General features: G+C 70.4%; 30 protein-coding genes. 14 read left to right on the top strand and 16 right to left on the bottom strand.

What is annotated here, in order from left to right; all coding sequences use genetic code 11:
* The first annotated feature begins 17 nt into the window (after positions 1-17).
* Both EDF47_RS09875 and EDF47_RS09870 read left to right on the top strand, forming a co-directional pair.
* Complete coding sequence (locus EDF47_RS09875) at positions 18-695, top strand: MarR family transcriptional regulator (RefSeq protein ID WP_133938048.1); 678 nt, start codon at positions 18-20, stop codon at positions 693-695.
* A 9-nt stretch (positions 696-704) separates the two neighbouring features.
* Complete coding sequence (locus tag EDF47_RS09870) at positions 705-1,319, top strand: TetR/AcrR family transcriptional regulator (RefSeq protein ID WP_131844991.1); 615 nt, start codon at positions 705-707, stop codon at positions 1,317-1,319.
* A gap of 136 nt (positions 1,320-1,455) precedes the next feature.
* Here EDF47_RS09870 and EDF47_RS09865 read toward each other — a convergent pair whose 3' ends face one another.
* The gene (locus tag EDF47_RS09865; RefSeq protein WP_123294463.1) at positions 1,456-2,592 is read right to left on the bottom strand and encodes a Gfo/Idh/MocA family oxidoreductase; all 1,137 of its coding nucleotides are present in this window, start codon (positions 2,590-2,592) and stop codon (positions 1,456-1,458) included.
* Positions 2,568-3,368, bottom strand: a complete 801-nt coding sequence (locus EDF47_RS09860; protein ID WP_173169103.1) for a sugar phosphate isomerase/epimerase — start codon at positions 3,366-3,368, stop codon at positions 2,568-2,570. The genes EDF47_RS09865 and EDF47_RS09860 overlap by 25 nt, the downstream gene beginning before the upstream one ends.
* A gap of 255 nt (positions 3,369-3,623) precedes the next feature.
* Between EDF47_RS09860 and EDF47_RS09855 the strand changes: the two genes are divergently transcribed.
* The 5 genes from EDF47_RS09855 to EDF47_RS09835 all read left to right on the top strand — a co-directional run bounded on the left by EDF47_RS09855 (position 3,624) and on the right by EDF47_RS09835 (position 8,750).
* A complete protein-coding gene (locus tag EDF47_RS09855; RefSeq protein ID WP_133938046.1) occupies positions 3,624-4,922 on the top strand; it encodes an MFS transporter in 1,299 nt (432 codons plus the stop codon).
* 4 nt (positions 4,923-4,926) lie between these two features.
* A complete protein-coding gene (locus EDF47_RS09850; protein ID WP_131920713.1) occupies positions 4,927-6,159 on the top strand; it encodes an MFS transporter in 1,233 nt (410 codons plus the stop codon).
* 10 nt (positions 6,160-6,169) lie between these two features.
* A complete protein-coding gene (locus tag EDF47_RS09845; RefSeq protein WP_133938044.1) occupies positions 6,170-7,492 on the top strand; it encodes a carboxylesterase family protein in 1,323 nt (440 codons plus the stop codon).
* A 148-nt stretch (positions 7,493-7,640) separates the two neighbouring features.
* On the top strand, positions 7,641-8,231 hold the full coding sequence (locus tag EDF47_RS09840) for a TetR family transcriptional regulator C-terminal domain-containing protein (protein WP_133938042.1): 591 nt from the start codon (positions 7,641-7,643) through the stop codon (positions 8,229-8,231).
* Positions 8,232-8,309: 78 nt separating this feature from the next.
* Positions 8,310-8,750: an NUDIX domain-containing protein gene (locus EDF47_RS09835; RefSeq protein WP_123294468.1), complete on the top strand. Its 441-nt coding sequence runs from the start codon at positions 8,310-8,312 to the stop codon at positions 8,748-8,750.
* A 69-nt stretch (positions 8,751-8,819) separates the two neighbouring features.
* Here EDF47_RS09835 and EDF47_RS09830 read toward each other — a convergent pair whose 3' ends face one another.
* Together EDF47_RS09830 and EDF47_RS09825 are read right to left on the bottom strand one after the other, a co-directional pair.
* A complete protein-coding gene (locus tag EDF47_RS09830) occupies positions 8,820-9,008 on the bottom strand; it encodes a hypothetical protein (RefSeq protein ID WP_131878038.1) in 189 nt (62 codons plus the stop codon).
* 76 nt (positions 9,009-9,084) lie between these two features.
* On the bottom strand, positions 9,085-9,453 hold the full coding sequence (locus tag EDF47_RS09825; protein WP_131920703.1) for a VOC family protein: 369 nt from the start codon (positions 9,451-9,453) through the stop codon (positions 9,085-9,087).
* A gap of 54 nt (positions 9,454-9,507) precedes the next feature.
* Between EDF47_RS09825 and EDF47_RS09820 the strand changes: the two genes are divergently transcribed.
* Both EDF47_RS09820 and EDF47_RS09815 read left to right on the top strand, forming a co-directional pair.
* Positions 9,508-10,146, top strand: a complete 639-nt coding sequence (locus EDF47_RS09820) for a nucleoside/nucleotide kinase family protein (protein ID WP_123294471.1) — start codon at positions 9,508-9,510, stop codon at positions 10,144-10,146.
* Positions 10,147-10,183: 37 nt separating this feature from the next.
* On the top strand, positions 10,184-11,017 hold the full coding sequence (locus EDF47_RS09815) for an SDR family oxidoreductase (RefSeq protein WP_133938040.1): 834 nt from the start codon (positions 10,184-10,186) through the stop codon (positions 11,015-11,017).
* A 121-nt stretch (positions 11,018-11,138) separates the two neighbouring features.
* Here EDF47_RS09815 and EDF47_RS09810 read toward each other — a convergent pair whose 3' ends face one another.
* From EDF47_RS09810 to EDF47_RS09795, 4 genes are all read right to left on the bottom strand, one after another.
* Positions 11,139-12,506, bottom strand: a complete 1,368-nt coding sequence (locus tag EDF47_RS09810; protein ID WP_347876471.1) for an MFS transporter — start codon at positions 12,504-12,506, stop codon at positions 11,139-11,141.
* On the bottom strand, positions 12,503-13,159 hold the full coding sequence (locus EDF47_RS09805) for an HAD hydrolase-like protein (RefSeq protein ID WP_133938039.1): 657 nt from the start codon (positions 13,157-13,159) through the stop codon (positions 12,503-12,505). Before EDF47_RS09805 ends, EDF47_RS09810 begins: the two co-directional genes overlap by 4 nt.
* A gap of 221 nt (positions 13,160-13,380) precedes the next feature.
* Positions 13,381-14,076, bottom strand: a complete 696-nt coding sequence (nucS, locus tag EDF47_RS09800; protein WP_111083752.1) for an endonuclease NucS — start codon at positions 14,074-14,076, stop codon at positions 13,381-13,383.
* 9 nt (positions 14,077-14,085) lie between these two features.
* Positions 14,086-15,417, bottom strand: a complete 1,332-nt coding sequence (locus EDF47_RS09795; RefSeq protein ID WP_243834041.1) for an MFS transporter — start codon at positions 15,415-15,417, stop codon at positions 14,086-14,088.
* Positions 15,418-15,535: 118 nt separating this feature from the next.
* On the opposite strand from EDF47_RS09795, the gene EDF47_RS09790 reads away from it, so the two are divergent.
* Positions 15,536-16,663: a LacI family DNA-binding transcriptional regulator gene (locus tag EDF47_RS09790; RefSeq protein WP_208320975.1), complete on the top strand. Its 1,128-nt coding sequence runs from the start codon at positions 15,536-15,538 to the stop codon at positions 16,661-16,663.
* Between the two features lie 57 nt (positions 16,664-16,720).
* Here the strand turns inward: EDF47_RS09790 and EDF47_RS09785 are convergent, their stop codons facing one another.
* From EDF47_RS09785 to EDF47_RS19810, 3 genes are read right to left on the bottom strand one after another with little or no spacing between them, the layout of a single operon-like run.
* Positions 16,721-17,317 (bottom strand): TetR-like C-terminal domain-containing protein, encoded by a 597-nt coding sequence (locus tag EDF47_RS09785; RefSeq protein WP_123294474.1) that lies wholly within the window; start codon positions 17,315-17,317, stop codon positions 16,721-16,723.
* Positions 17,314-17,955 (bottom strand): amidohydrolase family protein, encoded by a 642-nt coding sequence (locus EDF47_RS19815; RefSeq protein WP_166673219.1) that lies wholly within the window; start codon positions 17,953-17,955, stop codon positions 17,314-17,316. Before EDF47_RS19815 ends, EDF47_RS09785 begins: the two co-directional genes overlap by 4 nt.
* A complete protein-coding gene (locus EDF47_RS19810) occupies positions 17,952-18,404 on the bottom strand; it encodes a hypothetical protein (RefSeq protein WP_166673218.1) in 453 nt (150 codons plus the stop codon). Before EDF47_RS19810 ends, EDF47_RS19815 begins: the two co-directional genes overlap by 4 nt.
* A gap of 485 nt (positions 18,405-18,889) precedes the next feature.
* On the opposite strand from EDF47_RS19810, the gene EDF47_RS20050 reads away from it, so the two are divergent.
* Positions 18,890-19,414, top strand: coding sequence for an amidohydrolase family protein (locus EDF47_RS20050; RefSeq protein WP_208320974.1), 525 nt, complete (start codon positions 18,890-18,892; stop codon positions 19,412-19,414).
* Here EDF47_RS20050 and EDF47_RS09770 read toward each other — a convergent pair.
* Positions 19,380-20,018, bottom strand: a complete 639-nt coding sequence (locus EDF47_RS09770) for a TetR family transcriptional regulator (protein ID WP_123294477.1) — start codon at positions 20,016-20,018, stop codon at positions 19,380-19,382. The two genes, EDF47_RS20050 and EDF47_RS09770, sit on opposite strands and share 35 nt — an antisense overlap.
* Positions 20,019-20,134: 116 nt before the next feature.
* Here EDF47_RS09770 and EDF47_RS09765 point away from each other — a divergent pair, with 116 nt between their 5' ends.
* Together EDF47_RS09765 and EDF47_RS09760 are read left to right on the top strand one after the other, a co-directional pair.
* Positions 20,135-21,874, top strand: a complete 1,740-nt coding sequence (locus EDF47_RS09765; RefSeq protein WP_133938036.1) for a CocE/NonD family hydrolase — start codon at positions 20,135-20,137, stop codon at positions 21,872-21,874.
* Positions 21,871-22,527: a hypothetical protein gene (locus EDF47_RS09760; protein WP_123294478.1), complete on the top strand. Its 657-nt coding sequence runs from the start codon at positions 21,871-21,873 to the stop codon at positions 22,525-22,527. Before EDF47_RS09765 ends, EDF47_RS09760 begins: the two co-directional genes overlap by 4 nt.
* Positions 22,528-22,633: 106 nt before the next feature.
* On the opposite strand, the gene EDF47_RS09755 is transcribed toward EDF47_RS09760, so the two are convergent.
* The 4 genes from EDF47_RS09755 to EDF47_RS09740 all read right to left on the bottom strand — a co-directional run bounded on the left by EDF47_RS09755 (position 22,634) and on the right by EDF47_RS09740 (position 25,234).
* Positions 22,634-23,437: a MerR family transcriptional regulator gene (locus EDF47_RS09755; protein ID WP_208320973.1), complete on the bottom strand. Its 804-nt coding sequence runs from the start codon at positions 23,435-23,437 to the stop codon at positions 22,634-22,636.
* The gene (locus EDF47_RS09750; RefSeq protein WP_123294480.1) at positions 23,430-23,966 is read right to left on the bottom strand and encodes a VOC family protein; all 537 of its coding nucleotides are present in this window, start codon (positions 23,964-23,966) and stop codon (positions 23,430-23,432) included. The genes EDF47_RS09755 and EDF47_RS09750 overlap by 8 nt, the downstream gene beginning before the upstream one ends.
* A 140-nt stretch (positions 23,967-24,106) precedes the next feature.
* Positions 24,107-24,748 carry a GNAT family N-acetyltransferase gene (locus tag EDF47_RS09745; RefSeq protein WP_133938033.1) on the bottom strand — a complete coding sequence of 214 codons (642 nt, stop codon included), beginning with the start codon at positions 24,746-24,748 and terminating at the stop codon, positions 24,107-24,109.
* Positions 24,749-24,811: 63 nt separating this feature from the next.
* Positions 24,812-25,234: an NUDIX domain-containing protein gene (locus tag EDF47_RS09740; protein ID WP_133938031.1), complete on the bottom strand. Its 423-nt coding sequence runs from the start codon at positions 25,232-25,234 to the stop codon at positions 24,812-24,814.
* Between the two features lie 110 nt (positions 25,235-25,344).
* Here EDF47_RS09740 and EDF47_RS09735 point away from each other — a divergent pair, with 110 nt between their 5' ends.
* The gene (locus EDF47_RS09735; RefSeq protein ID WP_133938029.1) at positions 25,345-25,881 is read left to right on the top strand and encodes an AAA family ATPase; all 537 of its coding nucleotides are present in this window, start codon (positions 25,345-25,347) and stop codon (positions 25,879-25,881) included.
* Positions 25,882-26,225 lie beyond the last annotated feature (344 nt).

Raw genomic sequence — 26,225 nt, 5'->3', positions numbered from 1 at the left:
AAGGAGCGCATGATCACATGCCGTTGACCGTCGTCCGTCGAGAGCACGTCCACCTCTACGCCCACGAGCCCCGATCCGAGGCCGCGAAGACCGCCGTCGACGCCTTGCTGCGCCTCCAGCACGCCGAAGAGCAGCAGATCGAGTCCGCACGCATCGAGAGCGGGCTGAGCAAGAACGAGTCGCTGGCGATCCGGTACATGCTGCAGGCCCACCGGGACGGCCGGACCATGGGGCCGAAGGACCTCGCCGTCATGCTGACGGTGTCGAACGCCTCGGTCACGAAGCTCGTCGACTCGCTCGTCGACAAAGGACTCCTCGTCCGCACCGCGCACCCCACCGACCGTCGCGCGCAGGTCCTCGAACCCACCGACCTGGCCGCCGAGAAGATCGATGCCTCGTACGCCCGCTTCCACGAGGCCGTGGTCGGGGTCCTCGACCACCTGTCCGACGCCGACAACGCCGTCCTCGCGGAGTCGCTGACCAGGATCGTCGACGCGCTCGCCGACGGTGAGCCGACGCGATCGACGAGTACACCGTCGACGACCAGGACTGACGAGCCCGGGCTGAAGCGGGCTGGACCGACGCGACCGGACCGACGCGACCGAGGCGGTCGACGCGACCACCCGTCGACGGGAGGCGCGGTACCGGATCGCTGCGGGCCTCCAGACGGTGGCGGAAAAACCTTCCAGCGGTAAGTTGGGTGCATGACGCACCCCGCCGACGACGACGCGGCCCCGCCGCGACGCGGCGGGTACCGCAAGGGAGCCGAGCGCCGGACCCAGATCCTCGACGAGATGATCCGCATGGTCGCGGAACAGGGCGTCGACGCATCGTCGCTGCGGTCCGTGGCCGAGGCCCTCGGGATCACCCACGCGGCGCTCCGCCACTACTTCCCCAGCCGTGACGAACTGCTGCTCGCCGTCTACCGCGAGCACGAGGTGCGCGAGCAGGGGGCGCCCGACCGGTTGAAGTCGGCGATCGGGGACATGCGCGACAGTGCCTCGCGCAACCGTGCGGTGCCGGGCCTGGTGCAGCTCTACACGACGCTCGCGGCCGACGCCGTGCAGGAGGGGCACCCGGCGACCCGTGACTTCATGCGGGAGCGGTTCACGCGGCTCCGGGCCGACCTGGCCGCGTTGATCGCGGCGGACCAGGCGGCGGGACGGATCCGCGGCGACCTGGACCCGGTCGACCTCGCTTCGTTGAGCATCGCGGCGTCCGACGGGCTGCAGGTGCAGTGGTTGCTCGACCCCGAGGCCGTCGACGGCGAGAAGGTGCTGCGGTTGCTCGAGCAGATCGTGCCCGCGCCGCCGGAGTGAGCGCGGCGCGTGCGCGCGTGGTGCGTGCGTCCGTGCGTGGCGCGTGCGTTTCGTGAGCAGAAATGGTCGGGTCCCCGTTCGGGACCCGACCATTTCTGCTCACCAAGTGCGGCGCGGTGCGCGACGCACGACGTGACTACGCGTTCGCGGCCTCGGCGAGGACCGCGGCGGCGGGGTCGAAGTCCTCGGGGAGCGGCTGGATCGGGTCGATCGACGAGGTGATCTCGACGGACTGACCCGACTCGGCGGCGTCGCGGATGCCGAGCATGACGTCCAGCGCGTGCGACGCGACGGCACCGGAGGCGCGCTCCGGGCGGCCCTCGGCGATCGCGCGGGCCAGCTCGACGACACCCGTGCCACGGCCCCAGGTGGAGCCCTTGTGCGTCAGCGTGGTCGGCTCGTCCTTGCCGAGCGTCCACAGCGTGCTGTCGCCGTCGAAGACGTTCGGGTCCGGCAGGACGATGGTGCCCTCGGAGCCGTTGATCTCGACGAATCCGTTGCGGGGCAGTGCGTGCTGGAACGACAGGGTCGTCTGGGCCGACTGGCCACCCTCGAACGAGATGAGCGCTGCGTGGTGCGTGGGCACCTCGACGGCGAACTCGGTGCCGGCGCGGGGGCCGGAACCGATCACGCGCGTCTCGCGGGACTTCGACGACACGGCCTGCACGCGCGAGGCGGCGCCGAAGGCGTGCAGGAGCGTCGTGACGTAGTACGGGCCGATGTCGAACAGCGGACCGGCGCCCTGGGCGTACAGGAACTCGGGGTCCGGGTGCCACTGGTCCGGTCCGGGCACGTGGAACATCGTCGTCGCGGTGAGCGGCGTGCCGATGTCGCCGCGGGCGATGGCGCGGATGGCGGTCTGGATGCCGGCACCGAGGACGGTGTCGGGAGCGCAGGCGTAGCGGACACCGGCGGCGGCAGCAGCTGCGAGCAGCTCCTGCGCGTCCGAGGCGTTCGTCGCGACCGGCTTCTCGCTCCAGGTGTGCTTGCCGGCAGCGATGATCTGCTGCCCGACCTTGGCGTGCTCGGCGGGGATCGTGATGTTCACCACGATCTGGATGTCGTCGCGGGCGAGGAGCTCCTCGACCGTGCCGGACGCGGGCACGCCGTACTTCTCGGCCTGCGACGCGGCGCGCTCGAGGATGAGGTCGGCGACCATCAGGACCTCGACGTCGGCGAACTGGGTCAGGTTCGTCAGGTACTGGTCCGAGATGTTCCCCGCACCGATGATGCCGACTCCGATGCGGCTCACTTGTCGTTGTCCTTCAGCCATGCGAGGGACTCGGTGATGCCCTGGAAGACGTCGCCGGAGTAGGCGTCGAACTCGACGACGCGGATGGCCTGCGGCGCCGCGGCGAGGATGCCCGCCACGTTCACGTCGCCCTGGCCCGCGGGGGTCTGGTTCTCGAACGCACGCTGCAGCGCCTCGGGCACGACGAGCGCGCTCTCCGACGAGGGCAGTGCGGTGAGGATGTCACCGTCGACCTTGCCGTCCTTGACGTGGATGGCAACGACGCGGTCGCCGAGTGCCTTCAGGACGGCGGGGGCGTCGGCGCCACCGACGGTGGCCCAGAAGGTGTCGAGCTCGAGCACCGTCTCCGGGCTGATCTGCTCGACGAAGTGGTCGTAGACCGTGCGGCCGTCGACCTTGTTCGTGAACTCCCACTGGTGGTTGTGGTAGCCGAACTGCAGGCCGCGCGAGGCTGCCTCGGCGGTCAGGACGTTGACGCGCTCGGCGATCTTCGCGACGTCGTCGGCGGTCTGCCAGCGGTCGGTCGGGATGAACGGGTCGATGACCGTCTGGATTCCGAGGCGCTCGGCGGCGTCCCAGATCGGCGCGGTGTCCTCGGCGTCGATCACGGCGACGTGGCCGGACGGCGCCTTGAGGCCGGTCGCGGCGAAGGCACGCTCGAGGTCCGTGGCACGCTCGACGAACGCGTAGGGCTCGACGTTCTCGTACCCGATCTCGGCGACGCGGGCGATGGCCTTGTCGAGGTCTTCGGCGATGGCGTCTCGCAGCGAGTACAGCTGCACAGAAGTGGTGGGCATTGCAGAGGCTCCTTCGGTCCTGTCTGGGGGTCGCGACTCCCAGGTGTCGAAGCACCGGGTGTCGCAGTCCGTCGAGGAGCGATGCTCCACGGCGAGATCGATGACGACGCTACCCCAAAAACCACCCGGTGTGTAGTTTTTGCGTCCCCCCGTGTCGCACGTCGGTACATGAACGACACCTGTCGATGTATGCTCAGCCAGTCAAAACCGTGCATAGGACGGTTTTGGCCACCAGCATCGACTCGAGGAGGCGTCATGAGCACACCCGAACCCGGCAGCCCGGCACTGTTGCACCCCGAAGAGGGCATCACCCAGCCGATCAGCACCGTGAAGGTGGGCATCGGCTACCAGATCGCCCTGTTCCTCGGGCAGTTCGGCCTCTTCGTCGCACTCATGGCACCGGTCTACGTCAGCATGCAGCTCAAGGCGCAGGCCCTGGTCGGCGACGACGCGGCGAACGTCATCGGCTCGGTGCTGCCGATCGGCGCGTTCGGTGCGCTCATCATGAACCCCCTCGCCGGCGCGCTGTCCGACCGCACCCGCACCCGTTGGGGTCGTCGTCGGCCCTGGCTGCTGAGCGGTGTCGTCGTCTTCGCGATCGCCCTCGCCTGGATCGCCTACTCGCCCGACGTCCTGAACCTGACGCTGGCCTGGCTCCTCGCCCAGCTCGCCGCCAACGCGACGCTGGCCACCCTGCTCGCGAGCTTCGCCGACAACGTCCCCCAGCTGCAGCGCGGCCGCTCGTCGAGCATCATCGCCCTCGCGCAGAACATCGCCGTGCTCGCCGGCACCTACCTGTCGGTGTTCTTCGTCGCGAACCTGCCCGTGCTGTTCATCGCACCCGGCATCCTGGCGATCATCCTCGTCGCGGTGTACGCCGTGGTCGCCCGTGACGACCTGCCGACGTACAAGCTGAAGAAGTTCACGTTCCTGAACCTCATCGCCTCGTTCTGGACGAACCCGATCAAGAACCCGGACTTCGCGTTCGCCTGGTGGTCGCGCTTCCTGATCATCTTCGCCACCTTCATGTTCACGACCTACCGCCTGCTCTACATGGAGAAGCACCTCGGCATCGAGGACGCGAAGGAGGCCACCGCGGCCGTCGCCTTCGGTGTGCTGCTCTACACGATCGCGCTCCTGATCAGCGCGGCGCTGTCCGGCTGGGCGTCCGACAAGATCGGCCGGCGCAAGGTCTTCGTCGGTGGCTCGACGGCGATGTTCGCCGTCGGCCTGGTCGTGCTCGCGCACGCCGACACCGTGAACGGCTTCTACGTGGCCGAGGTCATCATGGGCTTCGCGTACGGCATCTACTCGGCCATCGACACGGCGCTCGTCGTCGACGTGCTGCCGAACGCCGACCGCCCCGGCAAGGACCTCGGGGTCATCAACATCGCCAACGCGCTGCCGCAGTCGCTCGCTCCGGCCGTCGCACTGTTCTTCCTGAAGATCGGGTCGGGCGACGCCGCCGACAACTACACGCTCATGTGCTGGGCCGCCGGTGCGATCGCCATCATCGGTGCCCTTGTGGTGATCCCCATCAAGCGGGTTCGATAGCCGGATGCACACCTCCGGGGTCGACGTGGACCGCAGCCAGCTCGCCGGGTGGCGGAACGCGATCATCGTCGCGTTCGCCATCGGCGGGATCAGCCTGGCCGGCTGGGGTCCCCGGCTCCCGGAGCTCCGCGTCGAGCTCGGTGTCGACATCGGCACCATCGGTCTCATGCTCGGCGGTGTCACGATCGGCTCGATCGGCGGGCTGCTCAGTGCCGCCCCGCTGCTCCGGCGCCTGGGCGGCCGACGCGCCCTGACGGCGGTCGCCGTCCTGGTCCCCGCCGCACTGGCACTCATCGGCATCGCCGCTGCGCTGCACTCCGTGCCGCTGGCGAGCGTCGGGTTCGTCGTGGCCGGTGCCGGGATCGGCGCGCTCGACGTCATGGCGAACGTCGAGGGCACGGCGATCGAGGCGCTCGCCGGTCGCACGCTGCTCCCGTTGATGCACGCCGCCTGGTCGGGAGGCGCGGCTCTCGGCGCCGGGATCGCCGCCCTCTGCGCATGGCTGGGCATCACCCCCTCGGCCCAGTTGATCGGTGAGGCCGTCGTCATCCTGGTGGTCGGCGTGATCGCCATGCGTGCGATCCCGGACGGCACGCGCGCCGAGGAACACGACACGACGCTCACCCCGCGGCAGCGCCTGCGGCAGTGGGCGCGCGGCTGGGCGGACGTCCGACTGCTGCTGATCGGCGTCGTGATGCTCGGCGTCGAACTCGGCGAGGGGTCGGCGAACAACTGGCTCGCCCTGGCGGCCACCGACGGACACGGCCAGACGGCGACGGTCGGCGCACTCTTCTTCACCGTTTTCGCGGTCTCCGAGGCCGCGACGCGCGTCTTCGCCGGCCCCGTCGTCGATCGGCTCGGACGGGTCCGGACGGTCCGCTGGACGACCGCGCTCGGCATCCTCGGCGCCGTCCTGTTCATCGTCGGCACGACCTGGTGGCTCACGCTCATCGGCGTGGTCCTCTGGGCGGTCGGCGTCTCGATGGGGTTCCCGCTCGGCATGTCGGCAGCGGCGCAGAGCGGCCCGAACCCGGCTGCCCGGGTCAGCGTCGTCGCGTCGATCGGGTACTTCGCGAACTTCGCCGGCCCGCCCGTCATCGGCGCGATCGCCGAGCAGGTCGGCGCGCTCAGCGCGCTCTGGTTGATCGCCGTGCTCTTCGTGGCCGCCTTCGCCGCATCCGGGTCGCTGCGTCCGGTCGCCGAACCGACCCACGAGCGGGTCAGCGACCCTCGGTAGCGTGGAGCCCATGCTCGACGCGACGCCTGCCCCGTTCGACACCCCGGTCGGCCGCATCGTCGGGACGGTGGACGGCGACGTCGTCCGCGTGCTCGGGATCCCCTACGCGCGGGCCGACCGGTTCGCGCCGCCGGAGCCGATGCCGCCCTTCGCGAGCGAACTGCACGCGTCGACGCCGTCCCCCGTGGCGCCGCAGCCGCACGCGCAGTTCGTCGACCAGCTGCTCGGCGAGGTCGAGGACATCACCGTCGACGAGCACTGCCAGCGCCTGTCGATCACGCTGCCCGCCGACGTGACGCCCGACGAGCGCCTGCCCGTGATGGTCTGGATCCACGGTGGCTCGTACGTCATCGGCGGCGGCGACCTGCCGATCTACGACGCCCGCGGCCTCGTGACCGAGCAGCGCGTGATCGTGGTGTCGGTGACCTTCCGGCTCGGAGTCCTCGGGTTCCTGGGCGACGGGGCGTCGATCCCGGCGAACCTCGGGCTGCTCGACCTGCTCGAGTCGCTCCGCTGGGTGCAGGCGAACATCGCCGCGTTCGGTGGCGACCCCGACCTCGTCACGGTGTTCGGGCAGTCGGCCGGCGGCGACGCAGCAGCCCACCTGATGATCAGTGACGGCGCGGCCGGGCTGTTCCGCCGGGCGATCATCCAGAGCGCACCGCTCGGGCTCTCGCGCGGTCGTTCCCGGATGAACCGCGCGATGATCCGGGCGGTCGGTGCCGTGCACGCCGACACCCCGCTCGACGACCTGCTCGAACGGCAGGCCCTCGGCACCCGGGCGGCCGCGCCGTACGGACTCGCGGGCGGGATGCCGTTCGGCACCCAGTACGGGTTCGCCCCGTTGCCCGTCGAACGCGACCTCGACGACGCCTGGAGCCGAGTCGCTCCCGACGTCGACGTCCTGATCGGTTCCGCGACGGACGAGACCGGCATGTACGTGCCGTTGGTCCGCGGTCTGTCGCGGGTCGCTCGGTCACGGATCCTGCGCCCGGCGCTCCGCTGGTGGGTGGTCCGTCCGCTCTCCGACGTCATCTACGGCCGCGACGTCCGACGCTTCACCGCGCGGCACCGCCGAGCCGGCGGGCGAGCGACGTCCTACCGGCTCCTCCGTGGCGTGACGACCGCGCCGACCGGCGCCGTCCACATGAGCGACCTGCCGCTGTTGCTCGGCGGCCGCGAGGCCTGGGCCGGCACCCGCTTCGTCCCCGAGCGCGACTGGCCCGAGGTCGAGCGGCGCGGCCGGGCCTTCCGTGCGATCTGGGCCGAGTTCGCCCGGACCGGCGCCGTCACCGCCCCGGACGACGAGACGCTGACCTTCGACCGGCCCTGACGTTCGATCGGCACGGACCTTCGATCGGCACTGACCTTCGACCGGCACTGACGTTCGACTGGCACTGACCTTCGATCGGCACTGGCCGTCTTCGCGCCCCCTGAACTGGCGGTCGCGTGGTCGCCCCCGGGACCGGACAATCGTCAGCATGCCCACGCCCGACGCCGATCTCCGTGCACGCATCGTGTCCGGTGCGATCGCGGCGTACCGCGCGACGGACTTCCACCGGGTCGGACCGGACGAGGTCGCCGAGCACGCCGAGGTGCCGGTCGCCGAGGTCAGCAGAGCGTTCCCGATGTGGGAACTCCTCGTCGTCGCCGTCATCGACCGGTGGAACAACGGCAGCCGACTCGCGCTGTGGCCCGTCGCCGAACGGGACGGTGCCGTCGCGTACCTGCGTGCCCGGCTCGAGGCCGGCATCACGGACCCGGCCCTCGTCCGGCTCCGGATCGCCGTGCTCAGCGCCGCGTCGAACCCCGGCCACCCCGCAGCCGGGTGGTTCCGCACCCAGTACACCCGGGCGTTCGAGGACCTCACCCTCGCCCTGGTCCGTGACGTCGTCGCTGCCCGCGAGCCACGGGGCGCCTCGCCCCGGCACGCCGCCGAGCAGCTCATGGCACTGTTCGAGGGGCTGCAGCTGCAGGCGATGGTCCGCGACGACGCCGAGCCGCTGAGCGGCTTCGACCGCGCCGTCGCCCGGATGCGGGTCGGCTGGGCAGCAGCGCGCGTCGACGCCTGAGGGCTCCGAGCGGGAGCACGGACGGGAGGCACGGCGCGGCTTGCGTGCGTCGGCTCGCCCACCTGGCATGGTCGGCCCATGGAGTACACCGACTACGACACCCGGCTCGCCGCGTACGGCGTGATCACGGACGGTGACCGGGTGCTCCTGGCGAAGCTGCGCTTCCCCGAAGCCGGCACGTGGACGTTGCCGGGCGGTGGCGTCGAGTTCGACGAGACCGTCGAGCAGGCTGTCGTGCGCGAGGTCCGCGAGGAGACCGGGTACGAGTCCGAGGTCGGCGCGCTGCTCGGCGTCCGCCACCACGTCGTCCCCGCGGAGCGCCGGATCCACGCCAACGGTCGCCCGATGAAGGCCGTGCAGGTCGTGTTCCGCGCGACGGTCGTCGGCGGCACGCTGCGCGACGAGATCGACGGGTCGACCGACGAGTCGCGCTGGCTGCCCATCGCCGAGCTCCCGCACCACCGGCACGGGCTGCTCGTACCCGTCGCACTGGCGTGGGCGGGTGCGCTCACCCGCTGACCCCTCATCCGGCGGCCAGCGTCGCGAACTGTGCCAGGACGTCAGTGGGTACCGGCGTGGCTGACTCGGTCATCGCTCGCCCAGCAGGAATGAGATGCTGTCGAGCCAGTCCTGAGGCAGGTACTCGTCGGTGAAGAGATCGCGCCACTGCTCGGTCGGCGCGAACTCTCGTTCATCGAGGTCCCACTGCGCCCGGACCCGCGCGCGTTCGATGAGGAGTTCCTCGCGGGTCCAGTGTCGTCCCACTACAGCGGTCATGGCCGTCCTCTCGTCGGTGTGGGACGACGGTAGGGCGGTCAGTGGGGCCGGCGCGAGCTTTCTGAATACAACATGTTCACTCGGCGACGACGCTCAGGACGTTGCCCGACGGGTCGGTGAACCAGGCGATGAGCGGCCCGCCCTTGCGGTTCACGCCCTTCTCGTCGGTCATCCCCTCGTACTGCAGGAACGTGATGCCCTTCGCGGTGAGCTCGTCCACCGCGGCGTCGACGTCCGGCACGGGGAAGTTCAGCACCGTGAAGGCCGCGGGTTCGTGCGCAGGGCCCTTCGGGTAGACGAGGACACCGTGGCCGTCGCCGAGCTGCAGGAAGAGCATGCCGTGGTCCTCGGAGACCTCGACCCCAAGGACGTCCTGGTAGAACTCCTTCGCCTCCGGGACGTCCCGTACCGAGAACCCGCTGAACGCCTTCGTCGCATCGACCATGCCGCCAGTGAACCACCCCGGTCCGGTGTCGGCGCGCTCTGCCAGGATGGGGCCGTGAGCCACCCGGACAGCAGCGTCGACGACGCCGTCGAGCGTGCGGTCGAGCTGGCCTCGGCGGGGCCCCGGGCAGTGCTCGGCATCGCGGGTGCTCCCGGTGCCGGCAAGTCGACCCTGGCCCGCCGCGTGGTCGCCGCCGTCGACGAGCGACTCGGGGCCGGCACGGCGGTGCAGGTGCCGATGGACGGCTTCCACCTGTCGAACGCGGCGCTCGACGCCCTCGGCCGGCACGACCGCAAGGGGGCCGTCGACACGTTCGACGCCGACGGCTACGTCGCCCTGGTCCGACGACTCGTCGCTGCCGACACCACCGTGTGGGCGCCGGACTTCGACCGCCGCATCGACGAGCCCGTCGCCGGCAGCATCGCCGTCCCGCCGACCGCCCGGCTCGTGGTCTCCGAGGGGAACTACCTGCTCGACGATGCCGAACCGTGGGCAGCGCTCGGCGACCTGTTCACCGAGACCTGGTTCTGCACCGTCGACGACGGCGTTCGCGTCAACCGCCTGGTCGGTCGGCACATGCGTCACGGACGCGACCACGACGCCGCGCGCGCCTGGGCGGTGGAGGTCGACGGCGTGAACGCGGCGAGGGTCGCGCCCACGGTGATCCGTGCCTCCAGGACGGTGCGGACGTGACCATCAGAACGACGCGACACCGATCGAAGGAGCGACCATGACCATCGCCATCACCGGAGCGACCGGCAACATCGGGGGCGCCGTCGCACGCGCGCTCGCCGCGGACGGCGTGCCGTTCCGGATGATCGTGCGCGACGCAGCGCGCGCGCCGGAGCTGCCCGGCGCCGAGGTCGCGGTCGCGACGTTCGCCGACGCCGACGCCAGCCGGGCGGCGCTCGAGGGGGTCGACGTGCTCCTGATGGTGTCGGCGGCCGAGGCCGAGGACCGGCTCGACCAGCACCGCACCTTCGTCGCAGCAGCTGCCGAAGCCGGTGTGCGGCACGTCGTCTACACGTCGTTCCTCGGCGCGGCCGAGGACGCGACCTTCACCCTCGGGCGCGACCACTGGGCGACCGAGCAGGCGATCCGCGCGACCGACACGGCGTACACGTTCCTGCGGGACAGCTTCTACCTGGACTTCGTCGAGGACCTGGTCGGCGAGGACGGCGTGATCCGCGGGCCGGCAGGCGACGGCGCCATGGCGGCGGTCGCCCGTGCGGACGTCGCACGGGTCGCGACCACCGTGCTGCGGGACCCGGGTGCGCACGTGGACCGCACGTACGAGCTGACCGGGCCGGCGGCGTTCACGCTCGCCGAAGCCGCCGCGGTGGTGACCGAGGCGCGTGGCCGCACGGTGACGTACCACCCGGAGACGTTGGACGAGGCGTACGCGTCTCGTGCGCAGTGGAACCCCGAGCCGTGGCAGGCCGATGCGTGGGTGAGTACCTACACGGCGATCGCCGAGGGGGCTCTCGCGCACGTGTCCGGCGACGTCGAGCGGATCACCGGCCGGCGCCCGATGTCGCTGCGCGAGGTGCTCGCCGCGCGGTAGTGGGCGCGGGCGGGGCGCGGGCGGGACTTCGTGAGCAGAAATGGTCGGGTCAGGTGCGGCGACCCGACCATTTCTGCTCACGAAGCGCCACCGCAGCGCAGTGCAGCGGGCGCGGCGCCGCTCAGGACACGCGGCGCGCGGCGAGCGTGCCGACGACCCCGAGCGTCAGCACCGACACGAGCACGACGAGCAGCGGTGCCGTCCAGTCCCCGGTCGCACCGTGCAGCGCCCCGGCGACGAGCGGCCCGGCCGAGCCGATCAGGTACCCGCCGCCCTGCACGAACGCGGACATCCGACGGGCATCGGCGTCGCTCGACACGATCCGCACGATCACGATGAAGATCACGGTGATGCCGCCGCCCTGGGCCGCGCCGCCGAGCACCGACCACAGCAACCAGAGCTGCGGGGCGAAGAGCAGCCCGAGGGGCATCGCCAGCCACAGGAACGCGACGAGCGCGATGATCGCCCGCGGCCGCCACTTCGCCGCGAGCAGCGGGACCCCGAGCGCACCGACCACGGCCAGGATCTGGAACACCGACGAGCTCGCCCCGGACGACGCCTTCGAGAACCCGATCTCGTCGTGCAGCAGGGTCGGGATCCAGGCGGTCAGGGCGTAGTACGAGAACGCCTGGCCACCGAAGGCCAGCGTGAGCCCCCACGTGATGAGTCGTCGTGCGGGACGGACCGGCTCGGCGGCGGTGGCAGCAGCGGCCGCCGCGGCCCGGTCGGCGCGGATCGTCCGGATCGCCCCGGTGTCGAGCACCTGGTCGATCGGACCGGTGATCGGCAGGGGCTCGTCGTCGTCGGAGCGCACCGGGCGGCGCCACGCGGCCCGGGCACCCACCGCGTACGTCCAGGCGAACCCGGCGATGACCGCGAAGACCGCCCACACGGCGATCGCGACGGGCCAACCCCACAGCGCCGCCAGGGGAGCGGTCGCGAGTGAGGTGATCATCGACCCGACGTTGAGCGCCGACGTGTAGACGCCGGTGACCAGGCCGACACGCTCCGGCGAGGTGTCCCGCCGGATGACGACGGGGATCACCACGTTGCCGATCGTGATGCCGATGCCGATCACCGCGGTGCCGATGAGCAGTGCGGCGGACGACGGCATCGAACGCACCACTGTGCCGGCGAGCACGATGACGAGCGACAGGGACACCGCACGCTCGGGGTCGGCCTTCGCGATGACCCAGCTGGCGAACGGCGTCGCCAGGGCGAAGCAGAGCACGGGGATCGTCGTCAGCAGCCCGGCGATCGTGGACGTCAGGCCGAGGTCGAGCCGGACGTCGCCGATGACCGGGGCCGTCGCGACGATCGGCCCGCGGAAGTTCAGTGCGATGAGGACGATGGCGGCGGGCAGTACCCACGCGGCGGCACGCAGCCCCTGCCGCGTCGCGTCGGTCCGGCCGCGCCCGCTCGTCGCGTCGGTCCCGCCGGTCGTGTCGGTCGCGTCGGTCCCGCCGGTCGCATCGGTCCCGTCCGTCACGGCAGCAGGATCGGGAGCAGGTCCAGCGGGGTGGCGGCCGTGGCGATGGTGCCCTCGGCCTCGGCGGGGGAGCCGTACCCCCACTCGGCGAAGACCACCGGGACGCCGTGCACCGTGGCGCCCTCGACGTCGTGCACCCGGTCGCCGATGAGCACCGGGCGGCTGACGTCGAACCCGCGGGCGTCGAGGCGGCGCAGCGCTTCCTCGACGACGTCGGCCTTGCTCGACCGGACCTCGTCGTCGCTGGCACCCGTGATGATGTCGATGTCCCCGGTGAGCCCGTAGTGCTCGAGGATGTACGTCGCCGGCGTCTCGGGCTTGCTCGTCGCGGTCGAGATCGGCAGCCCCGCGTCGTGCAGCGTCCGGAGCACGACGTCGATGCCGGGGAACATCGTCGAGTCGAGGGCGCCGTGCGAGAAGTAGTGCTCGCGGTACACGGCGAGGGTGTGCTCCGCCTGCGCCTCGTCCATGCCCATCGCGACCCGGAACGTGTCCATGATCGGCGGGCCGACGAACGACATCAGGGTGTCGTGGTCGGGCACCGGGACGCCCACGGTGCGGAAGGTGTGCGTCAGGCTCTCGAGGATGCCCGGCGCGGAGTCGCTGATGGTGCCGTCGAGGTCGAACAGGATGGCGGAGAACGGGCTGGTCATGTCCTGCCCACCCTACCGGCGGCGGTCGACGGGACCACCCTGGTGCCGCGCGCGACGGGGCGGACGTGCGCCGGGCCTCCCGGTCGGGCCGTCGGGCGGAACCAGGTTCCGGACACAGCACCACGCGATTCCGCGGTTCCGTGTCCGGAACCTGGTTCCGGCGGGCAACGCACCAACCCACCAACGCGACGCCGCACCAACACGCACGCGCCGCTCCGCACTCAGAACAGGCGGGTGTGCCCGCCCTCGATGCCGCGCATCGCGTCGTAGTCGAGCACGAGGACGCGGATGCCGCGGTCCTCGGCGAGGGTGCGCGCCTGCGGCGCCACCGTCTGCGCCGCCAGCACGCCCTGCACCGGCCGCAGGTGCGGATCGCGGTTCATGAGCTCGAGGTAGCGCGTGAGCTGCTCGACCGCGTCGATGTTGGCGTTGCGCTTCATCTCGACCGCGACGCTCGCGCCGGCGTCGTCGCGCGCCAGGATGTCGACGGGCCCGATGGCGGTCATGTACTCGCGGCGGACCAGCGTGTGGCCGTCGCCGAGCAGTTCGATCTGCTCCGCGAGGAGCTGCTGCAGGTGCGCCTCGACCCCGTCTTTCACCAGGCCCGGGTCGACGCCGAGGTCGTGGGTCTGGTCCGCGATGACCTCGTGGATGGACACGATCAGGCGGTCCTGGGTCTTCTTCTGCGTCACCGTCCAGACCTCGGTGATGCCACCGACGGTCTGCTCCTCGTCCGGCTCGCTCATCTCGATCGAGCACGGCGGGCTCATCCAGTTCAGCGGCTTGTAGCTGCCACCGTCGGAGTGCACGAGCAGTGAGCCGTCCGCCTTGAGCATGAGCAGACGGGTCGCGAGCGGCAGGTGGGCTGAGAGCCGGCCCGCGTAGTCGACGGAGCACCGGGCGATGACGAGACGCACCCGGGAAGCCTAACGGGCGTCGCGTCCCGACCCGGACGGCGCGCTCGTCGCGTTGTCGACGTTGTCGGCGCTGTCGGCCGGGAGGCGCGGCTCGCCCCCGCCGTGTCCGTCGCCGCCCCCGCGGGTCGGCCTGGCGGCGGCGCCGGTCTCACGGGCGGCACCCGACGCGAGTCCCGCCGCGATGATGAACACGAAGACGACCAGGAGCGCACCGAGCAGTCCGACGTGCTCGCCGAGGAACCCGATGAGCGGAGGACCGGCCAGGAACGCCACGTACCCGATGGTCGCGACGGCGCTGACCTTGGCGGCGGCCGTGCGGGGGTCGTCGGCAGCGGCCGACATGCCCATCGGGAAGCCGAGGCTGGCACCGAGGCCCCAGAGCACGACGCCCACGATCGCGAGCGGCACGTTGTCGATGAAGATGAGCATGCCGAGGCCGACCACCGCGACGGCGGCGCTGATGCGCAGGATCGGGACGCGCCCGAACTTGTCGATGAGGGGGCTGCCGGCGACGCGACCGACGGTCATCGCCGCGAGGAACACGGTGAGCACGCCGGCACCGGCGGCGTTGTCGAGCCCGTGGCCGTCGATCATCGCGAGCGGCAGCCAGTCGTTCGCGGAGCCTTCGGCCAGGGCCATGCCGAGCACGATCACACCGATGAGGATCGTGGACGGCTGCGCCCAGACCTGCATGCGGGTGAGCGGCGTGGCGACCGGGCTGGTGTCGGTGGAGACCTGCTCGGCGAAGCGGTGCTCGTCCTGGAACTTCGTGACGGCGACGAGCATCACGGCGCTCGTGATGACGACCAGCACGATGAAGTGCACGGACACCGGGATCTCGAGCCGCTCGGCCAGCGCTCCGAGCCCGGCGCCCGCCAGCGTTCCGAGGGAGAACGCTGCGTGGAACAGCGGCATGATCGTGCGCCCGCCGGCCTTCTCGGCTGCGGCACCGGACACGTTCATCGACACGTCGCACAGGCCGTTGCCGAACCCGAAGGCGATCAGGGCGATCCAGATGGCGGCGAAGCCCCACCCGAGCGTGACCGCGATGCCGGCGAAGACCATGCCGAGTGCCAGACAGGCGGCGGCGATCTGGATCCCGCGGCGTGCGCCGAGCTTGGCGACGATGTGGCCGGCGAAGGTCAGGCCACCGATCGAACCGACGGCCATGCCCAGGACGAGCAGACCCATCTCGAACGTGCTCGCGCCGAGGGAGTCGCGGACGCTCGGGATCCGGCCGAGCCACGTCGCGATGTCGAGCCCGGACAGGGTGAACACCACGAACACCGCGATGATCCAGGCCCTGGTGGTCGGAACGGTGCGGGTGGACGGCGTCGTCATGGTGGTCCCATCGTGCTTCGTTGCTGGTGGTCGTGGTGCGGGTCGCGCTGCGCGTTTTGTTCGGGGTCGGCCGCTATCGAATCGATTCGACCGCTTGTTCCCGCTACGCTAACCGGCGATGGACGAACCGGCAACAGCACTCGGCGCGTCGCCTGCCCGCGGCGGCGGCACCCGTCCGTCGCGCCCGACGCTGGCCGCGGTCGCCCGCGCCGCCGGTGTCGCGCCGTCGACGGCCTCGCTCGCGTTCAGCGGCAGCGGCCCGGTGTCCGAGGACGCCAAGGCCCGAGTCCTCGCCGCCGCCGCAGAGCTCGGCTACGGCGGCCCCGACCCCCGTGCGCGTTCGCTCCGCCGAGGGCGTTCGGGCGTCATCGGTGTCGTCATGGACGAGCGTCTGAGCGATGCCTTCCGTGACCCCGTCAACGTCCTGACGCTCGACGGCATCGCCGAGGTCGCCGGGGCTGCGGGCGCTTCGCTCTTGCTGGTCCGGAGTCCGCTCGATGACGAACAGGGAGCCGGCCCCCTCGTCGATGCCCCGATGGACGCCGTCGTGCTCGTCGGGTGCAACGTCCGGATCGACCCGGCCGTGGCGGTGCTGCGGCGCCGGCAGATCCCCGTCGTCGCGATCGAGGCGGACGAGATCGAGGGTGCCGTCCCTGTTCAGCTCGACAACCGGGATGCCTCGCGCCGTGCTGCTGCGTACCTGCAGGACCTCGGGCACGCCGACGTCACGGTGGTGACGCTGCCGCTCGACGCTGCTCGTCGGCGGGGGCCGGTCGACGACGACCGGTTCGCGTCGGGCATCGCGTTCACGACGCTGGAGCGACTGCGGGGCGTGCGCGAGGTCTACCCCTCCGCCGTGGCGGTCGAGACGGCGGGGAGCTCGGTGGAAGAAGGACGCCTGGCCGGCGTGGAGCTGTTCGCTGCCGATGGCCCTCGCCCCACCGCCGTCATCGCCCAGAGCGACCTGATCGCCGTCGGGGTGATCTCGGCTGCCCTCGACGCCGGGCTGCGGGTGCCCGAGGACGTCAGCGTCGTCGGGTTCGACGGCATCACGGTGGACGACAGCCTGTTGCACCGCACGCCGATCCGGCACCTGACCACGCTCGTGCAGCCGTTCGTGCAGAAGGGCCAGGCTGCCGCTCGTGCTGCGCTGGCGATGCTCGAGGGGGCGGAGCCGCAGCCGGCGTCGTTCATCTCGGAGTTGCGGGTGGGGGACACGACGGGGCCGCCGCCGGCTGTGCGCTGATCCCACCCCCGGATTCCGCCACACCCCTACGAGTCGGTCAGCGCAACTTCGCGACGATCACCGCGACAGGGCGGGAAGTACGACGTCATCGACGACCTCGACGATGTCGTCGCGGGACAGCGGGCCAGTGGTGAGGTGACGGGCGAGCACGAGTGCGGCGCCAGCGCTGACGCGTGATGGGCTGACAGCGCTCGAGGGGATCTCGCCACGGGCCGCGGCGCGTCCGAATGCTTCGGTCACGAGGCGTTGGCGCGGCTCGATGAGCAGTGCGACGATGCGCTGCCACATCTCGGGTCGTCGCTCTCGCTCCAGGAGAAGTGGTGCGAGGACCCGTCCGACGGGGGTGGTGAGCCCGTCCGCGAGATCGGACAGGAACGCGATGAGTTCGTCGCGGAGGTCACCGACCGGCTGGAGTCGGGTCCCCCCGGGGTGATCGCTCCGCTCCGCGGTGTCTTCGGTCCAGGCGAGGGCAGCGAGGACGAGCTGCTCCGGATCGGTCCAGCGCCGGTAGAGCGAGGCCTTGCCCGCACCGGCTGCCGCGGCGACGTTCTCGAAGGTGAGGCCCGCCATGCCGTGGTCAGCCAGCTGTTCGAGTGTGGCGGCGAAGATCGCGTGCTCGAGGTCAGCACCGCGCCGCCGGACGGGAGCGTTCACGAGATGAGTGTCCCACCGACCCACACAGCGCCCGGCTGAGCGAGGACGGCTGGGTCGACGAGGGGATCGCCGGTCGTGAGCAGGAGGTCCGCACGCAGCCCCACTTCCACACGCCCGCGGTCGTGCAGACCGAATGCCGCCGCTGCCCCGTCCGTGGCAGCGGTCAGTACCGCGCCGTTCGTCATCCCGGTGTCCCGCAAGAGGAGCATCTCCTCGTGGAGGGCCTCGCCGTGGCGAACCGGCGCGAACGGGGTCTCGTTCGCGTCCGTGCCGGCGACGACTGGCACACCGGCGGTGTGCATCCGGCGCACACTCTCGACGGCGTTCTCGAATGCGGCGTCGGCACGGTCCCCGAGCCGCGCGCGGGCCATCGCGCGCATCATGACGAGGGTCGGTGACGCGATGGTGCCCTGGTCGACCATCCGACGGACGGTCTCGCCCGGCAGCGGCCGGTCGAGCGGTGCGTGCGTGAGGATGTCGACCCCGGTGTCGAGCCCGCGGACGAACGACGCGGCGGTCACGACGTGGGCCACGGTCCGGAGCCCCCGGCGGCGTGCACCGTCGACCAGGGCCGTGATCGTTGCGACGTCGAGCGCGGGGACGTCGGTGGCGTCGGGGTCCTCGATGATGATCTTCACCAGGTCCGACCCCTCGCGGCCCGCCAGTCCAGGTACCGCTCGGCATCGGCTGCGCTGCTCACGCCGCTCGCGTCCGGGAAGCCCATCCGAGCGATCTGGGTGCTGCCCGGCGCCGAGGCGGCCGAGCCCGCGCTGAGGAGCCCCGGTGCCCCCGGTGCTCCTCGCTGCTCGTCGACGAGGGAGTCCGGGTGTGTCCCGAGGTCGACCATCGTCGTGACGCCGGCTCGGACTGCGGACGACAGCGCCGCCGGGGAGCCCAGGTGGACGTGCGTGTCGATCAGGCCCGGGACGAGGAACTGCCCCGTTCCGTCGACGACCGGACCGCCGGCTGGAGCGACGGTCCCCGCGGGACGGACCGTGGTGATGTGTTCGTCGAACTCGACGTCGACAGCCTCGGTTGTGGTCACCCCGCCGGAGCTGGTGCGGACGTTGCGAATGGTCGTGGTCATGCGGTCTACGATACAGAATCGTTCACTACACGCAACGAGGAGCCATCGATGTCCGAACTGATCGACGTCCACGCACACTTCGTCACCGCGGGCTACGTCGCAGCGGCCCGAGCAGCCGGGTACGAACAGCCGGACGGCATGCCCGCCTGGCCGAGCTGGTCGCTCGCCGGCCAGCTCGGTGACATGGACCGCCGCGGGATCGCCCGAGCGGTCCTGTCCATCTCGTCGCCCGGAGTGCACTTCGGGGACGACGACCGAGCCGCGGAGCTCGCGCGGACACTCAACGACGAAGCCGCCGCGATCGCGGCCGCGCACCCGGACCGGTTCTCGTACTTCGCGTCCCTCCCGGTGCCGGATGTCGACAGTGCGGTCCTGGAGGCCCGGCGCACGTTGCAGGGACCGGGTGCGGTCGGCGTCGTCCTCGAGTCCAACGCGCACGGCCAGTACCTGGGAGATCCCGCGTTCAGTACCTGGGAGATCCCGCGTTGGAGCCGCTCTGGGCCGAGCTCGACGCCCGCGGCGCGGCCGTCTTCGTGCACCCGACCTCGCCCGTCGGGTGGGAGCACACCGCCCTCGGGCGTCCTCGCCCGATGCTGGAGTTCATGTTCGACAGCACCAGGAGCATCGTCGACCTGGTGTTCGCCGGCGTCCTCGACCGGTACCCGGACCTGCGCGTCATCGTGCCGCACTCGGGCGCGACCCTGCCGGTCCTCTCCGACCGGATCGCCCTGTTCCAGCAGTTGTTCGGCGCCACCGCCGGCACGATGCCCTGGAAGGACGCGATGCGGCGGCTCTGGTTCGACACGGCAGGCACGCCGTTCCCACTCGACGTGCCAGTCCTCGCCGAGGTCGCCGGGACGGACCGGCTGCTCTACGGCAGCGACTCGTGCTGGACGCCGACGCAGGGCGTGGACGCGCAGATCGCCGCGCTCGACGATGTTGAGCCGCCGCACGACGCGACGAGTTGGCGGGAACTCACGACCCGGAACGCTCGGCGTCTGCTCGACTGACTCCGGCGAGGACGCTCTGGATCGCGGGTCCGGCGATCGCGACGACGGTGTCGTGGTCGGCTGCGAGCACGGCAGGGACCCCGAAGACCTGCCGGCTCGTGATGATCCCGACGAGCATGGCCGCGGCGAGCCCGGCCCGGAGCGCACGGTCCTCGTGATCGGCGCCGGAGGCTCCGTGTACGAGGCGGGCCTGGATGAAGTCCCGCAGCTGCGCCGTCGCGTCCTCGTTGACCATCGCACCTCGGAGCATCGCCATCAGCGGTTCCGACTCCTCCGGGGCGCCTTCCCAGGCCTGTAGGAACGCCCGGACGACACGCTCGCCGAGATGCTCGTCCGGACCCTCGAAGGCCGTGTCGAAGCGCCGGAGCGCGGACGGGGACACGGCCATCACCGCTGCGAACAGGTCGGCCTTCGACCCGAAGAACTGCATCACCTGCGAAGGGTCGACGCCGGCGTCCGCCGCCACGGCCCGGATCGTCGTGCCGGCGAAACCGTCGCTGGCGAACCGCGCACTCGCCGCCGCGAGGACCGTCGTGCGGGTGCTGGCCGCCCCGGGACGGCGACCCACGCGGGAGGTCGTCGCTGCTTCCGTCGTTCCGTCCATGCCCGCAATCTACTCCGCCGACGGGTTTCTCAACACGCGTTGAGTTCTTGCCGGATCGGACGTACGCTCGCCTCGACGACGAGCCCACGGAGGACTCCCGCACGAAGGAGAACACGATGACCGACCAGAGGATGACCGTCCCCTCCACCCCGCTGCCCGCGCCGCGCACGGGTGTGCTCACCCCCTTCGAGCCCGGCACCCGAACCCTCGAGGCCGGGTTCCGGATCGCGCCGCAGTTCAAGCCGCTGCCCGTCGACACGGTGTTCGACAAGGACGTCGCGATGCAGCTGCGCGACGGCACGACCATCCACGTCGACGTGTTCCGCCCGGTCGGTACCGAGCCGGTGCCGGTGATCGTGGCATGGAGCCCGTACGGCAAGGCGCAGGGCACGTCGCTCAGCGTGATGGGGGTGTTCGGGCTCGTCGGGCTGCCGAACAGCACGGTGTCCGGACTCGAGAAGTTCGAGGCACCGGACCCGGCGTACTGGGTCGAGCACGGCTACGCGATCTGCAACGTCGACATCCGCGGCGTGGTCGACTCCGAGGGCGACAGCGTGCTCTGGGACCGGCAGGAGGGCCGCGACGCGTACGACGTCATCGAGTGGCTGGCCGAGCAAGAGTGGTGCGACGGCAAGGTCGGCATGAGCGGCACGAGCTACCTCGCCGTGTCGCAGTGGTTCACCGCCGCCGAGCAGCCCCCGCACCTCGTCGCGATCAACCCGTGGGAGGGCGTCAGCGACGTCTACCGCGACCTCGTGAAGCGCGGCGGCATGCCCGACACCGGGTTCGCGCAGCAGCTGCAGGACGGCAGCTTCTTCGGGAAGGGCCAGAAGGAGGACATCCTCGCCGAGGTCGACGCCCACCCGCTGATGACCGACCTGTGGGAGCAGAAGATCCCTGACTTCTCGCAGATCGAGGTGCCGGCGTACGTCGTCGCGAGCTACTCGAACACCCTGCACACCGCCGGGACCTTCCGCGCCTGGCGTCGGATCGCCAGCGACGAGAAGTGGCTCCGGATCCACAACACCCAGGAGTGGCCGGACTACTACGACCCGGCGAACGTCGAGGACCTCCGCCGGTTCTTCGACCACTTCCTCAAGGGCGCCGACAACGGGTGGGAGACCACTCCGACCGTCCGGTACTCGGTCCTCGACCTGCAGGGCGGAGACGAGGTCGCCGTGCCGGCTGAGTCGTTCCCGCCGCAGGACGCCGCTTCGACGAAGTACTTCCTCGACGCCCGGACGCGAACGCTGACCACGGCCGCGCCCGAGGCACCTGCAGAAGCGTCCTACGCCGTCGACGCGAACCCGGACGCCGTCTCGTTCCTGACCCGCTTCGACGAGGAGACCGTCCTGGTCGGGTACCCGAAGGCGCACCTGTTCGTCGAGGCCCGGGGCGCCGACGACATGGACCTGTTCGTCCTCGTCCAGAAGCTCGACCGCTGGGGAACGCCGCTGCAGGCGTTCACCGTGCCGAACCAGTCGGCGATGGCGCACGACCTCACCGACCACGGCGCAACGATCCTGCGCTACAAGGGCTCCGACGGACGCCTCCGCGTGTCCGCCCGGCACCTCGACGAGGCCCTGTCGACCGACGACGTCCCCGCGCACTCGTTCGACCGCGTCGAGAAGCTCGCTGCCGGGCAGGTCGCCGAGATCGAGATCGACCTGTTCCCGGTCGGACTGCGCTTCTACGCGGGCGAGCAGCTGCGGTTCATCGTGAGCTCCCGCAACCTGCTCGGCACGCTCATGCCGGCGATCCGCGAGTACGTCGGCGCGAACACCGGGCGGCACGTCGTGCACACCGGCGGCGACCAGGCCTCGTACCTCCAGCTCCCCGTCCGGGCCGCACGGTGACCGGCGCGACCGTCCGCCTGGCCGGCGAGGACACCGACTCGACCATCGACGGGTTCGAGCTGTTCTCCGCCCGCCGGGCGCTCGCGCTCCTGAAACGGAAGCTCGGCCGGGTCCAGCTGCTCGAGCTGCTCGAGGACGAGATCGCTGCGGGTGACGCGTTCCTCCGCGCCCACCTCGGACGCTCCGGCGGCGAGCAGGCAACCGGCACGACCACGCTCCGTGCACGGGGCATCAGTGCCGCGCAGTTCGGTGCGTGGCTCGGCGCCGCGTTCGCCCGCGAGGACGTCATGCTCGCCGGACACCCGGAGCACTACGGGATCCACGCCGAGCCGGGGCGCAACGTGAACATCGTCGAGACCCTCGACGAGTACGTCTGCTCGTTCTTCATGCGCCCCTGGGACGACAGTGCCGTCGTCGAGCAGGAGCTGCCCGCCGCAGAAGCGACTGCCGGTCGCCGGTCGCACATGCTGTTGGCGGACGGGACGGTGATCGGCTCGATCGCGAACTCCTTCGACGAGGAGCAGGACGGCTTCACCGCACGTCTGTCCGTCACCTTGCCGGCGACCTGCGCCCCGGCGGTGATCGAGCAGCACCTCGAGCACTTCGCCGTCGAGTTCCGCACCTGGATCCGCCGAGCCGCCAACGAGCGGTGACCACTCGAAGGCCGGCGATCCGCACGAGACGTTGGCTCAGGGCAGCGTTCGCTCCCACGTCGACGTCGACGTCGGCCGCTCCGCGCGCGACCGTGAGCTGCGAGTCCTACTGCCAGGTGGCGGTGTCGGGGTCGATGCCGCGGGCGCGTGCGCCGGCGTCGATGATGCGACGCAACCATGAGGCGAGCCCGGCTCGGATGCCGTCGTAGTGTGCGGCGTACCCCGGATCGGCTTCGTAAATGCGGCCGAGGACGACCTGCATCTGCCGGGTGATCGGGAAGTAGGCGGAGAACACCTCGCGGTGCTGTTCAACGAGAGCGTCCGCGGCCGGGCTGCCGGGTTCGACACCAGCATCCATGGCGTCGGCAAGGGCCTGATCAAGCGCCGCAGACGCATCGGCGACGGCCTGCCAGTCGTCCACGGTGCGTGACGCCGAGCGTTCGGCGTAGTGCCGCCACTCCGGCGTATCGCCGTAGAGTTGCCGCGCCTCAGTCGGCCACTGCGGATTCCATCCAGGCCCGAACGTCGCGGTCTGCTCCTCATTGGTCATGAGCAGCCCGTGCTCGTGGGCGTCGGCCATCCGGGCCAGGTCATCGCCCAGCGCGCTGAGATGCTCGATCCGCGCCGCAAGCTGGGACTGCTGGGCGCGCAGCGCAATGACAACGGCCGCACTCGGATCGTCGAGAACGTTCCGAATGGCTTCCAGGTCGAGCCCCAGCTCGCGGTAGACGACGATGCGCCGCAGCCGCTCGAGGTCGTCTTCGGCATAGAGCCGGTACCCGGCAGCTGACCGTGACGACGGCCTCGCAAGGGCGATCTCGTCCCAGTGATGCAACGTCCGGACCGTCACGCCCAGGCGCGCCGCGGCCTGACCAACAGTCAGGTCCACGGCGTCGCTGTCATCAGGCATGCGCTCCATTCTTCTCGCCGTCGGCGTCAGGTGCGGTGATGCCGATCGCTTCGAGGTTCTTGGCGGTCTGGCTGGTCGGCTCGAAGGGTTTCGCGGCAGTGAAGACGACTCGCACCTTCTCCGGCGTGATCACCTCGACATCGCGGGTGCCCCAGGGCGTGTCCCGCGGCTCGCTCACCACGCCCGCGTCGTGGGCTCGGCACGCGGTGACGAGGGTGTCGATCTGGTTCAGGACGCACGCGAAGCTGAAGCTCACCGCCGGCGCCTGATCCGGAGCGGACGCGGTTGGGACCAGCAGGACGTCCTGAAAGGCCCACCGGCGCAGGTGCACGAGCTGGCCCGGCACGCTGAACAGGTCGAAGAAGCCCAGGCCGCGAGTCCAGAAGTCGACGGAAGCGGCCAGGTCGGTTGTCGGGATCGTCACGAACGACGGCATCCCGTAGATCCCGTGGAACGGCTCAGGCGCGACCACGTCAGGGCCGGGGGCGGGGACCGGGCTCATCTCAAAGGCGTTGTAGTAGCTGCTCATGGGTCCACGTTCTGCCCTCACGCGGCGTGAGGGTCAAATCGGGGAACTCTGGGACCAACCTGTTGGCCCGGTTCACCGAGTTGGCGGCCCGCGTCCGGAGAACGATCGGCTACCGGACCGCCGAGCGCTCGCCTGTTGGACTACGTCAAGAACTCGGTCGCTGATTCGACCCCTTCAGTCATCAGGCTCCAGCTCGGCCGGGCGAAGTCCTCCCGTCTCAAGCGCACCCTGACCTCGTCAACGACCTCATCGGCGCGGGTCTGGGCGCGAGTGACACCGTTGAGCTCGTAGCCGAGCTTCGCGGACACCCGAAGGGATGGCTCATTCCAAGCGACTGCGCTCGACTCCGCCCACTCAGCTCCCAAGTGGTCGAACGAGAACAGCAGCAGCGCCGCCCGCATTTCGGTCCCGAGCCCGTGGCCCTGATGTTCGAGGGCAAGCCACGAGCCGCTCTCGACGGTCTTGCGGGCGGCGAAGCGGCGAGCGTGCAGCTCTTGGACCCCGACCGGTGTCCGCTGGTGAAGCACGGTGAAGCTCACACCCCACGAGTCACGGCTCACCCCCGACCGGAGCTTCCAGTGGTACTGCGCGAGAGAACGAGCCAACGTTGTCGGTGCTGCGTCCGTCCATGGGACACCGAACGGCATTCGAGCCGGATCGTGGACGCCGGACAGAGCCACGTCGACGAGCCCAGGAAGATCCTCGTCGCGCAGGGGCCGCAGTTCCAGCCGAGGAGTGATGAGGCGCAGCCCAAACAAGGGCCAAACGTGATCGAGATCCATCGCCCAACGATAAGAGCGCGGCGTCGAACGTTACGGGCCAGCGATGTCCCGTTGGCCGATCAGCTATCGCGACGGCGTCTGTGAGGGCCATGCCGTGCTCAGCGCGAGGCGCACCGCCTGTTTCGCCTCGTCGGGTACGAGGTGTTCATCGTCGAGGGAAGTGACGGCGATCCAACAGGGGTCGTACTCGTTGCACTCCGATGCTCGGTGGAGCTCAGGTCCCCCGAGCGACACCTCAGTGGACGTCACCCGCACCGCGAAGTAGGCGACTGGCACCTCGCTATCGACGGGGACGTCGAGCAGATCACCCACGTCGCCATCAAGGCCGGTCTCTTCAAGGAGTTCCCGACGGCAAGCACCACGCATGCTCTCGCCCTGCTCGACACCGCCTCCGGGGAGCACGCAGTAGCTCTGACTTTCCTTTCGCCGCCTGATCACGAGCACCAGCTCGTCGTGAACGACGACTGCTGCTGATCGAACACGCATGGCCTCAGTTCACCACGCACCGCCTGTCCGGGCGTCCTGCAACGAAGCCGTCGACAATCTTCTCGTACGAGTGACCCGTCATCTCTGCGTGTACCTGCGAGACTCGCCCGATGGACCTCGACGAGCTCGGTCAACGGATCTGTGTCCTGGGGCCGTCCAACAGTGGCAAGTCGACCCTCGCGGCTGCTGTCGGCCGAGCCCGGTCGCTGCCCGTCGTGCACCTTGATCAGTACCGACACCTGCCCGGAACAGACTGGCTTGAGCGACCTGACCTCGATTTCGAGTTCCTGCACAACCAAGCGATGAGCACCGATCAGTGGGTCATTGAGGGCAACTACTCGCGTTGGTTGCCGGCCCGGTTGCAGCGAGCAACCGGTCTGGTGCTGCTGGACGTCTCGACCGCCGTGGGCATCGTCCGCTACTTTCGGCGCACCCTCTTCGAGCCCGACCGTGCTGGAAGCTTAGAAGGCACTCGTGACCGAGTCAGTGTCGAGATGCTGCGCTTCATGCTCGGGCCCGCCAGGAAGAACCGGCGCCGGTATCGCCATGCCTTCGACGAGTTTGGAGGGCCGAAGGTGTTCCTGTCAGATCGCGCTGCCGTGGAGCGCTTCTGCCGCCGCAACGGACTGGCCCGTCAGAGTCGATGACGCTGTCCGATAGCCGATAGCCGATAGCCGATAGCCGATAGCCGATAGCCGATAGCCGATAGCCGATAGCCGATCGACTACCGGACTCCGTCTGGTCCCGCCTTCGACTCTCTGGTCACTCGGGGTGACCGAAGATCGACAGGGGGATCCAGATGATGCCAATCATCGCAGCCCTCCAGCGAGAACACGCACGAGCCCCGGAGTCATCGCACGCTTCGGACCGCGGCAGCTCTGCTGGGCGTCAACGAAATACTGCGCGATCGGCACCCGACGCACCAACGCGGCGACCGCTACCGCAACGATTGCCGGCCCAGCGATGAGTCCGGGGATCCACAGGGACTCCA

Origin of the sequence: Curtobacterium sp. PhB190, assembly GCF_004365385.1 — a bacterium.
Classification (GTDB): Bacteria; Actinomycetota; Actinomycetes; order Actinomycetales; family Microbacteriaceae; genus Curtobacterium.
The sequence above is the reverse complement of the archived record's forward strand: the minus strand, read 5'-3'. Positions and strand labels throughout refer to the sequence as shown.

What these genes read in the sequence shown, in the direction of transcription:
- EDF47_RS09875 (WP_133938048.1), top strand. Translation starts at nt 18, where the DNA reads ATGCCGTTGACCGTCGTCCGTCGAGAGCACGTCCACCTCTACGCCCAC.
- EDF47_RS09870 (WP_131844991.1), top strand. Translation starts at nt 705, where the DNA reads ATGACGCACCCCGCCGACGACGACGCGGCCCCGCCGCGACGCGGCGGG.
- EDF47_RS09865 (WP_123294463.1), bottom strand. Translation starts at nt 2,592, where the DNA reads ATGGCTGAAGGACAACGACAAGTGAGCCGCATCGGAGTCGGCATCATC.
- EDF47_RS09860 (WP_173169103.1), bottom strand. Translation starts at nt 3,368, where the DNA reads ATGCCCACCACTTCTGTGCAGCTGTACTCGCTGCGAGACGCCATCGCC.
- EDF47_RS09855 (WP_133938046.1), top strand. Translation starts at nt 3,624, where the DNA reads ATGAGCACACCCGAACCCGGCAGCCCGGCACTGTTGCACCCCGAAGAG.
- EDF47_RS09850 (WP_131920713.1), top strand. Translation starts at nt 4,927, where the DNA reads ATGCACACCTCCGGGGTCGACGTGGACCGCAGCCAGCTCGCCGGGTGG.
- EDF47_RS09845 (WP_133938044.1), top strand. Translation starts at nt 6,170, where the DNA reads ATGCTCGACGCGACGCCTGCCCCGTTCGACACCCCGGTCGGCCGCATC.
- EDF47_RS09840 (WP_133938042.1), top strand. Translation starts at nt 7,641, where the DNA reads ATGCCCACGCCCGACGCCGATCTCCGTGCACGCATCGTGTCCGGTGCG.
- EDF47_RS09835 (WP_123294468.1), top strand. Translation starts at nt 8,310, where the DNA reads ATGGAGTACACCGACTACGACACCCGGCTCGCCGCGTACGGCGTGATC.
- EDF47_RS09830 (WP_131878038.1), bottom strand. Translation starts at nt 9,008, where the DNA reads ATGACCGCTGTAGTGGGACGACACTGGACCCGCGAGGAACTCCTCATC.
- EDF47_RS09825 (WP_131920703.1), bottom strand. Translation starts at nt 9,453, where the DNA reads ATGGTCGATGCGACGAAGGCGTTCAGCGGGTTCTCGGTACGGGACGTC.
- EDF47_RS09815 (WP_133938040.1), top strand. Translation starts at nt 10,184, where the DNA reads ATGACCATCGCCATCACCGGAGCGACCGGCAACATCGGGGGCGCCGTC.
- EDF47_RS09805 (WP_133938039.1), bottom strand. Translation starts at nt 13,159, where the DNA reads ATGACCAGCCCGTTCTCCGCCATCCTGTTCGACCTCGACGGCACCATC.
- EDF47_RS09795 (WP_243834041.1), bottom strand. Translation starts at nt 15,417, where the DNA reads ATGACGACGCCGTCCACCCGCACCGTTCCGACCACCAGGGCCTGGATC.
- EDF47_RS09790 (WP_208320975.1), top strand. Translation starts at nt 15,536, where the DNA reads ATGGACGAACCGGCAACAGCACTCGGCGCGTCGCCTGCCCGCGGCGGC.
- EDF47_RS19810 (WP_166673218.1), bottom strand. Translation starts at nt 18,404, where the DNA reads ATGACCACGACCATTCGCAACGTCCGCACCAGCTCCGGCGGGGTGACC.
- EDF47_RS09770 (WP_123294477.1), bottom strand. Translation starts at nt 20,018, where the DNA reads ATGGACGGAACGACGGAAGCAGCGACGACCTCCCGCGTGGGTCGCCGT.
- EDF47_RS09765 (WP_133938036.1), top strand. Translation starts at nt 20,135, where the DNA reads ATGACCGACCAGAGGATGACCGTCCCCTCCACCCCGCTGCCCGCGCCG.
- EDF47_RS09755 (WP_208320973.1), bottom strand. Translation starts at nt 23,437, where the DNA reads ATGCCTGATGACAGCGACGCCGTGGACCTGACTGTTGGTCAGGCCGCG.
- EDF47_RS09750 (WP_123294480.1), bottom strand. Translation starts at nt 23,966, where the DNA reads ATGAGCAGCTACTACAACGCCTTTGAGATGAGCCCGGTCCCCGCCCCC.
- EDF47_RS09745 (WP_133938033.1), bottom strand. Translation starts at nt 24,748, where the DNA reads ATGGATCTCGATCACGTTTGGCCCTTGTTTGGGCTGCGCCTCATCACT.
- EDF47_RS09740 (WP_133938031.1), bottom strand. Translation starts at nt 25,234, where the DNA reads ATGCGTGTTCGATCAGCAGCAGTCGTCGTTCACGACGAGCTGGTGCTC.
- EDF47_RS09735 (WP_133938029.1), top strand. Translation starts at nt 25,345, where the DNA reads ATGGACCTCGACGAGCTCGGTCAACGGATCTGTGTCCTGGGGCCGTCC.